General features: G+C 27.3%; 7 protein-coding genes. 3 read left to right on the top strand and 4 right to left on the bottom strand.

Annotated features, from left to right (window positions below; genetic code table 11):
• Positions 1-114: 114 nt before the first annotated feature.
• The 3 genes from lysS to E6A48_RS07005 all read right to left on the bottom strand — a co-directional run bounded on the left by lysS (position 115) and on the right by E6A48_RS07005 (position 2,986).
• A complete protein-coding gene (lysS, locus tag E6A48_RS07015) occupies positions 115-1,647 on the bottom strand; it encodes a lysine--tRNA ligase (protein WP_219709326.1) in 1,533 nt (510 codons plus the stop codon).
• 143 nt (positions 1,648-1,790) lie between these two features.
• Positions 1,791-2,294 (bottom strand): DUF2262 domain-containing protein, encoded by a 504-nt coding sequence (locus E6A48_RS07010; protein WP_219709325.1) that lies wholly within the window; start codon positions 2,292-2,294, stop codon positions 1,791-1,793.
• Between the two features lie 59 nt (positions 2,295-2,353).
• Entirely contained in the window at positions 2,354-2,986 is a 633-nt protein-coding gene (locus E6A48_RS07005) for a cytidylate kinase-like family protein (RefSeq protein ID WP_219709324.1), read from the bottom strand.
• A 161-nt stretch (positions 2,987-3,147) separates the two neighbouring features.
• On the opposite strand from E6A48_RS07005, the gene E6A48_RS07000 reads away from it, so the two are divergent.
• The 3 genes from E6A48_RS07000 (at position 3,148) to E6A48_RS06990 (ending at position 6,849) form a co-directional block, all read left to right on the top strand.
• Entirely contained in the window at positions 3,148-5,100 is a 1,953-nt protein-coding gene (locus E6A48_RS07000) for an ABC transporter ATP-binding protein (protein ID WP_219709323.1), read from the top strand.
• Between the two features lie 7 nt (positions 5,101-5,107).
• Positions 5,108-5,698 carry an RdgB/HAM1 family non-canonical purine NTP pyrophosphatase gene (gene rdgB / locus E6A48_RS06995; protein WP_014933170.1) on the top strand — a complete coding sequence of 197 codons (591 nt, stop codon included), beginning with the start codon at positions 5,108-5,110 and terminating at the stop codon, positions 5,696-5,698.
• A gap of 116 nt (positions 5,699-5,814) precedes the next feature.
• Positions 5,815-6,849: an NADH:flavin oxidoreductase/NADH oxidase gene (locus E6A48_RS06990; RefSeq protein WP_219709322.1), complete on the top strand. Its 1,035-nt coding sequence runs from the start codon at positions 5,815-5,817 to the stop codon at positions 6,847-6,849.
• A 182-nt stretch (positions 6,850-7,031) separates the two neighbouring features.
• Here E6A48_RS06990 and E6A48_RS06985 read toward each other — a convergent pair whose 3' ends face one another.
• Positions 7,032-8,864 (bottom strand): methyl-accepting chemotaxis protein, encoded by a 1,833-nt coding sequence (locus tag E6A48_RS06985; protein WP_219709321.1) that lies wholly within the window; start codon positions 8,862-8,864, stop codon positions 7,032-7,034.
• Positions 8,865-8,883: the final 19 nt, after the last annotated feature.

Here is an 8,883-nt window from a genome sequence, read left to right as displayed (position 1 = left end):
TTTTTATCCATATTATAGTCCTAAAATGTAAAGCTAAATAATTTAATCCATTTGATATATTTATACACTAATTATTATATAATAAAATTAAGTTAATAACAAGTAAGTATTTTACTATTCTAACTTTCTCATTTGTGGGAAAAGAATAGTGTCTCTAATGCTAGGCACATTTAAGAAAAGTATAGCCATTCTATCTATTCCTATTCCAAGCCCACCAGTTGGAGGAAGACCATATTCTAATGCATTAATAAAATCTAAATCCATATCCATAGTTTCATCTTCACCGCGTGCTTTTGCTTTTAATTGCTCTTCAAAACGCTCTTTTTGGTCTATTGGATCATTAAGCTCACTGAACCCGTTAGACATCTCCATTCCGCCAATAAAAAGTTCGTATCTCTCTGTAATGTCTGGATTATCAGGATAAGATTTTGAAAGCGGAGAAACTGCTTTAGGATAATTAATAACAAATGTAGGCTGAATAAGTTTTTCTTCAACTTTCTCTTCAAATACAGCAACCATCACTTCCCATTTAGTAGGCTTACCTTTTGATGTATCTATCTCTACCCCTATTGATTTTGCTTTTGATATAGCTTCATCATCTGATTGTATAGAATTAAAGTCAAGTCCAGAATGCTCTTTAACTAAATCAACCATAGGTACTCTTGCAAATGGAGGCTTAAAGTTGATTTCATAATCTTTATACTGAGAAGTGTATTTTCCATTTAGTTTAAAGCATACTTTTGAGAACACCTCTTCTACCAATTCCATAACCTTATGGAAATTAGCATAAGCCATATATGCTTCCATCATAGTAAACTCTGGATTATGTCTTGTAGATATTCCTTCATTGCGGAAATTTCTATTAAGTTCAAATACTTTATCAAAACCACCAACTATAAGTCTTTTTAAATAAAGTTCTGGTGCTATTCTAAGATAAAGAGTCATATCTAAAGTATTATGATGCGTAACAAATGGTTTTGCCTTAGCTCCTCCAATTAAAGGGTGCATCATAGGAGTTTCTACTTCAAGGAAATTGTTTTCTATCATTATCTCTCTTATGGCAGATATCATTTTAGAGCGTTTAATAAAAGCCTCTTTAACATCATCATTCATTATTAAATCAACATATCTTTGTCTATAGCGAAGCTCTGTATCAGTTAGTCCATGAAACTTTTCTGGTAAAGGATTTAATGACTTAGTAAGAAGCTTTAATTCGCTTGCATATATTGTAATCTCTCCTGTTTTTGTTTTAAATACAGTTCCTTTTACACCAACAATATCACCTATATCTATAAGCTTTTTAAATACTGTATTATAAAACTCATCGCCAAGTTTATCTTTTTGTATATAAGCCTGAATAGTGCCTACTGAATCTTTTATAGTTAAGAATGAAGATTTACCCATTACCCTATAAAGCATAATTCTTCCAGCAACAGCAACTTCTGTTTCATTCTTTTCAAGTTCTTCAAATTTATCTGCTATATCCTTTGATTTATAAGTAACATCATAACTATTTGGAAATGGATTTATTCCCATATTTCTTAATGTGTTTAACTTTTCTTTCCTGTTTTCTTTTTCTGCATTTTTTTCTACACTAGTATTTTTTTCATTTTGTGTATTTTCAGAATTATTTTGATTTTCTGACATTAAATTATCCCTCTTAAACAAGTATTTTCTATTTCACAGTTTGATTAACTGAAAAATTATACAATAAATATATATTATAAAAGAAAAAAACTCTATAATAAAAAAGGATTATTTAAATAAAAATAATAAAATTAATTGATAAATTAACCTGCTAAATCACCATACTCAATATTTTTATCCCCATCAACATAAACTATCAAAGAATGATGCTTAAAATAATCAGGTTCAAAAAGTATATGCATAGTTGTATCAGGTCTAGATTCATCTTCTTCAAAATCAATAAGTATACTATCTAAGTACATAGCATTATAAAAATCTTCTTCTTTTATAGGTATATTAATAATTTCGCCAAGAGCATTTTGATAAGAATTATCATCTATTTGTTTATTCGTAGAAACCCACTCTTCAGCTAAAGTAATACATTGTTTTGAAATAAGAAAGTCAGAAATATTTTTTTTATGCTCTTCTATCCATTTTAATATATCATTAATTTTATCTATATATTTTAATAACATATCAGATTTATTAGCTTCTTCTCCAAAATCTATAATTAAACTAATATTCTCATCTTTCCATAAATTACATAAAGCCTCATAAGAAAAATAATCGCTTTCAGAAAAATCTTTTATTTGTAAAGAGTTTACCATTTATAACTAATCCTAAAATAGTTTTATTAATAGTATAATACATTAAATTATAAAATTCATTATTTTTTTATATTTTTTATTTTTTTATTCATACCATATATTATAATATCACAAATCTCATCATAATTAAAGCACCCACTATCCAAAGTCATATTATAATTTATCATATTTCCCCATTCTTCCCCAGTGTAATATTTATGATAATTATATCTATAAGAATCCATATTTTTTAATTCTCTCTCAGCATTTTCTATATTTACTCCATACTCTTCATTTATTCTTTTTATTCTATTTTCTATAGAAGAATGAATAAATACATTAAAAGAATTATCAAAATATTTTAATATAAAACTAGCACATCTTCCTATTATAATAGCCGATTCTTTTTTAGCTATATCCATTATAACCTTACTTTGTATTTCGAATATTCTATCTAATGTGGAATGAGTTTTATTTTCAGTAAAAGGACTCTCAAATTTTCCTTTATTATAGGCTGTAAAAAATATATTATCATTTATAAAACATTCATCTTTTAATTCTATAAGCCCTCTAGCTAATCCTGTTTTATCAACAACTATATCAATTAATTCCTTATCATAAAAATTGACATTAAGCATTTTAGCTAATTTCTCTCCAATTAACCTTCCTCCACTACCATATTGTCTACTTATTGTTATAATAAAATTATCCATAAAATATATCAACTTTTATAAAATATAGTTCTAGATTATAATATAAATAATATTTAAATCCATACTAAGAACTATTCAAATTACTTGTTTTTTATTGCATTAATTAATAATTAAATATAGAATATATAAAGTTTAATTGCATATAATTTTTAGGATTTTCAATGATAAAAAAAATAAAAGAATTTTTTAAAAAAGATAATAGACCATTTGATTACGGTGCTGTAACAGAAGAACATATAAAAAAATATTATTCTCATCCAGAAAAACATATTTACAGAAGAATGTTATCATATGCTATGAGGCATAAAAAATTATTTATCCCCTCTTTTATAATTAGCATATTATATACAATAATTAATATACTTCCTCCTTTTTTCGGACAATTAGCAATATCTATTACAGGCGGGAAAAGAGTTGATTTACTAGACAAAATACCTTTTGTAAATGAATTAGCAACCAAATTCAGCAACATTAATACAAAACAATTAACAGAACAATTTCTATCAACAGATACTATAAGTAATCCAGTAGTAGTAGCACAATTTGCTTTTATTATTATAATAGGTTTTGTATATGTAATATTTCGTGTTAGTTTTGATTATTTAAAAACATTTCTATTTCAATTTACAGCACAAGAGATAGGTAAAGATGTTCGTGCTGATATGTTAAAGGGATTAATGAATACAGATATCGCTTATTTTAAACAAGAAAAAGAAGGTGATATTATAAGCAGAGTATTAAATGAATCTGGAACTATAGAGGGATTTTTATCTGGCACACTACCAAATATGATAACTGTACCTTTAACATTAATACTTACATTAGCTGTATTACTTTTATTAAATGTAAAACTTACTTTAGCATGTTTTATAGCTGCTCCATTAATTGGTTTAGGAATAGATAAAGTTTCTAAATTAATTAAGACAAGAGTTACATCTCAACAAAATTTATTAGGTAGTACTACTTCAGTTATACAGGAAGATATAAGAGGAATAGAAGTTATAAAAATATTCTCTAAAGAAGACCAAGAAGTAAAAAGATATAAATCTCTATATTCTGAATTAATTAATTTGATGAGAAAAATATCTTTACTTACTTCATTAAATAGACCTATGACAGAACTTGTGATGATAGCAGCTATGCTTATAATACTTGCATACGGCGGATTTTTAATATTTAAAGGAGAAATGCCTTTTGAGTTTTTATGGGGATTTTTACTTTATATGCTTAATATTTCTACTCCAGTTAGAGATTTATCTGGTATATTTATAAATCTACAGATGACAAAAATGATAGCTAGAAGGGTATTTGAAATTATAGATTTACCTCCTGAAAATGTAGATGACCCTACTAAAAAACAAATGAAACCTATAGAACATTCTATAACTTTTGAAAATGTTCATTTCGAATATCCAAAAAGAAATGATGCTCAACCATTCCATTTAGGTCCTATTAATTTTAATGTAAAAAAAGGAGATGTAGTTGCTTTTGTTGGTAATAGTGGTGGCGGTAAAACTACACTAATAAGCCTTATACCTAAACTATTTACTCCTTCTGAAGGTGTTATTAGATTTGATGGAGTAGATATTAATGAACTTAACACAAGAAGCATAAGAAATCAAATTGGTGTAGTATCACAAGAAAACATATTATTTTATGGTACTGTAAGAGAAAATATACTTTATGCAAATCCTGATGCTACAGATGATGATTTAGTAAGAGCTGCAAAAATAGCACATGCAGATGAGTTTATATTAAAACTTCCAAATGGATACGATACTCATATAGGTCCAAGAGGAATAATGCTTTCTGGTGGTCAGCGTCAACGTATAGCCTTAGCAAGGGCAGTATTAAAAAAGCCTTCTATATTGATACTAGATGAAGCTACAAGTGCATTAGATACAGAAAGTGAAATGTATGTACAAAAAGCATTAAATGAAATCATTAATCTTCAAACTACATTTGTAATTGCTCATAGATTATCAACTATAAAAAATGCTACTTATATATGCGTTGTTGAAAATGGAAAGATTATAGAATCTGGTACACATGAAGAGCTTATGAAAAAAGGTGGAAAATATCAATATTTGTATTCGCTTCAATTTAGGGATTAAATATATCATGATAAATAAACTAGTAATAGCTACTGCTAATGAACATAAATTAATTGAAATAAAAAATATATTTAAAGACTCTGCTAAAGAGATATTGCCTATGCCTTCAGATATTGGAGAGATAATAGAAGATGGAAATAGCTTTATAGAGAATTCTTTAATAAAGGCAAAGGCTGTATATAACCATACAAAATTACCCTCTTTGGCAGATGATTCTGGTATTTGTATAAATGCTCTTAATGGAGAGCCGGGAATATACTCTGCAAGATACGGCGGAGAAAATTTGGGCTACAAAGAAAAAATGCAAATGATATTGGATAAATTAAAAAATACAAATGATAGAACTGCCTATTTTATCACTTCTGCAGTATGCGTATTAGATGAGAATTATTATATAGCTTTAGAAGGAAGAGTTGATGGTATAATAGTAGAAAGTCCTAAGGGGTTCGATGGATTTGGTTATGATCCTATATTTAAGCCTAATGGATATGATATCACATATGCCGAGATGACTTTAGAGCAAAAAAACTCTATGAGTCATAGAGCTATAGCTATGAATAAAATGAAAGAGATATTATATAACATAAATAATTTTTAATATAAAAAAATCTAAGCTTTCAATATATAAAAAACAATATTAAACAAATTGAATTATTTTAATTTTTTTATTATAATATACCCTATATAAGCATATTATTTTAAGGAGTTTTTATAATGAAAGCAGAAAAAAGTAATCTTTTTACACCTTTGAAAATAGGTAATATAGAAATAAAAAATAGAGTTGTAATGCCTCCAATGTGTATGTATAGTGCTGAAGACGGATATGTTAATGATTGGCATATACAGCATTATACTACTAGAGCTATAGGAGGAACAGGTTTAATAATAGTAGAAGCTACTGGAGTTTTACCTCATGTAAGCAATATAACTGATAATGATTTAGCTATATGGGACGACAAATACATAGACGGTTTAACTAAATTAGTAAATGCAGTTCATGCTAATGGAGCAAAAATTGGTATACAATTAGGACATGCTGGAAGAAAATGCGAATCAACAAAAATAGATAAAATATATGCTCCAAGTGCTATAGCATTCAATGAAAAATACAGAACTCCTGTAGAAATGACACAATCCGATATTAACGAAGTAATTGATGCTTTTGCTAATGCTGCTTTAAGAGCTAAAAAGGCAGGATTTGACATCATAGAACTTCATGCTGCTCATGGTTATTTGATTTCTACATTCTTATCCCCATTATCAAATAAAAGAACAGATGAATATGGAAAAAACAGAGCTAAGTTCCTAGAAGAAATATTAAAAAAATGCCGTGAAGCTGTAGGAAGCGACTACCCTATACAAATAAGAATCTCTTCATATGACTGGAAAGAAGGCGGAAATACTGTAAAAGATTTTGCTGAAATGCTAAAACCTCTAGAAGAAGCTAAATTAATAGATTCTATAGATGTTAGTACAGGAGCAGTTACTGCAGACGGTAAAATTATACCTTATGAAGGCTATCAAGTACCTTTCTGCAGAGAATTAAAACAGTATATGACAGTGCCTTGTATAGGAGGCGGTCTTATATACGACCCTAAAATGGCTAATATGATGGTGAGAAATGGTGCTGCTGATGCAATATATATAGGCAGAGAATTATTAAGAAATCCTTATTGGGCATTACAAGCTGCTAGAACTTTAGGCATCGATGTACCATTCCCTAAACAGTACGAACAGGCTAAAAGATAATTAATAATATATAATTAAGTATTGTCCTTCAGAGGTTCTTTCTATTGCTCTGAAGGACTTTTTTATTTAACTTAAAAAAATTATTTGTATATATAAAAAAGAAATCTCTAATAAAAGTTTTCAATATAGTTTTTCACAAACAATATTTATTATACAAAAAATATGCTAAATTAAAAAATCAATTATATTTTTTTAAACTTAAAATAAGAAATATTTTCAGCTATATTCTCTGTTTTGTTTAATATTTCTCTACTAGATGTAGCACTATCATTTGCAAGAGAAGTATTTCTTTGTGTAATATCATTAATAGAAGAAACACTTATATTAATCTGCTCAATATTATCTTTCTCTTCCTCTGCAGCATTTGATATATTAACCAATGAACTTGACACTTCTGTAACAAAATTATTAATCTCTTCTAATATAGAAGATGATTCTGATACTGTTTCATAACCTGAATCTATTTTTTGAATTGTGCTTTCAACTATGTCTGTAATATCATCAGCAGCTTTAGCAGAAGTTTGTGCTAGATTTCTAACTTCACTTGCTACAACCGCAAATCCTTTACCTTGTTCACCAGCACGAGCCGCCTCAACAGCTGCATTAAGAGCTAATATATTAGTTTGAAAAGCTATAGACTGTATCATTTTAATAATTTCTGATATATTTTTACTTGCTTCAGATATTTCAGTCATATTTGATAATGTTCTAGATACGATATCAACTCCCCTGCTAGTATACTCTAATGCTTTCTCACTTATTTCTTTAGCTTTATTTGTATTAGCATAAGTTTCTGTAATTGAAGAAGATAATGATTCTATAGAACTTGCTAATTCATTAACTGAAGATGATTGAGAAATAGTTTTATTTGATAAATCATCATTGCCTAAAGATATTTTCTCCATTTCACTATTAATAGAATCAATATCAACTTTTAACTTATAAATTACAGAACTAATATTTTTCTGCATTTCATCTATAGAAGAAGACAGAGCATAAGCTATATTACCATGTTTTTTTGAAGCACTTTCTTTTATATCAAAATTACCTAAAGCCATATTATCTATATGATTTATAGCCTCATTTAAAGTATTAGTAATAGGTATAGTAATCAAAGTTACTAAAAGAGTTTCTAAAATAAGTGATAATAATATTATAAGTATCAAATAAAAAATTAATAAATTTGTTTTATCTCTTAATTCATTAATATTTCCCTTAGCTACTATATACCAAGGAAAACCTTCTATCTCTTTAATTCCATACCACTGATTATTTATTATAGAAACAGCTCTTCCATTATCCATTTTGTTTTTTATATCTGAAAACTCAGGTACGTCAAATGCACTATAATTTTCGTTTAATAAATAATTCGCATCATTATGGTTGAGATATTTTCCATCAGAAAGAACCACATAAAACTCATAACCTTTATCATTTTTTATTTCATTCATTATATTATTGATTTTTGAAAAGTATACATCTAAAGCGGCCACTCCTTTAATAGTAGCTCCATTTCTAACAGCGATTGCCAAAGTAATAACTGTAGAAGATGTTGAAACATCTGTATACGGCTCGCTTATATAAACATCATTTGTATTTATAGAATTAATATACCAATCTCTAGTAGTTTGGTCATAATCATCTGGTATAGTATCAGGAATAGCTGTTACAAAAAAACCTCCATTAGCATAAGGAATATCTCCTCCAAAATAAATATCAACCAATTCTTTATCTAATGATTTCATTTTATAAACGGCTGACATCATATCATTAAATGACATATCCGTTTCAAAGAAATTATTTACTGTTTGTAATTGAGTTTTATATTCAAATATCCATCTTGATATATCTAATGAAACATTATCCATCATATCATTAATATTATATAAGAAATTTTCTCTATACTGTTTATAATAAGTTATATATACTGGTATACAAATTAAAACAAAAAATATAAAATAAGGAATAAGAAATTTTAATATTATAGCTCTTCTACTAACTCTTAATTTATCCATATGAAAGCTCCATATATAC

The sequence above is a fragment of the Brachyspira pilosicoli genome, assembly GCF_019402445.1.
Lineage (GTDB): Bacteria > Spirochaetota > Brachyspiria > Brachyspirales > Brachyspiraceae > Brachyspira > Brachyspira pilosicoli_B.
The sequence above is the reverse complement of the archived record's forward strand: the minus strand, read 5'-3'. Positions and strand labels throughout refer to the sequence as shown.

What these genes read in the sequence shown, in the direction of transcription:
- lysS (WP_219709326.1), bottom strand. Translation starts at nt 1,647, where the DNA reads ATGTCAGAAAATCAAAATAATTCTGAAAATACACAAAATGAAAAAAAT.
- E6A48_RS07010 (WP_219709325.1), bottom strand. Translation starts at nt 2,294, where the DNA reads ATGGTAAACTCTTTACAAATAAAAGATTTTTCTGAAAGCGATTATTTT.
- E6A48_RS07005 (WP_219709324.1), bottom strand. Translation starts at nt 2,986, where the DNA reads ATGGATAATTTTATTATAACAATAAGTAGACAATATGGTAGTGGAGGA.
- E6A48_RS07000 (WP_219709323.1), top strand. Translation starts at nt 3,148, where the DNA reads ATGATAAAAAAAATAAAAGAATTTTTTAAAAAAGATAATAGACCATTT.
- rdgB (WP_014933170.1), top strand. Translation starts at nt 5,108, where the DNA reads ATGATAAATAAACTAGTAATAGCTACTGCTAATGAACATAAATTAATT.
- E6A48_RS06990 (WP_219709322.1), top strand. Translation starts at nt 5,815, where the DNA reads ATGAAAGCAGAAAAAAGTAATCTTTTTACACCTTTGAAAATAGGTAAT.
- E6A48_RS06985 (WP_219709321.1), bottom strand. Translation starts at nt 8,864, where the DNA reads ATGGATAAATTAAGAGTTAGTAGAAGAGCTATAATATTAAAATTTCTT.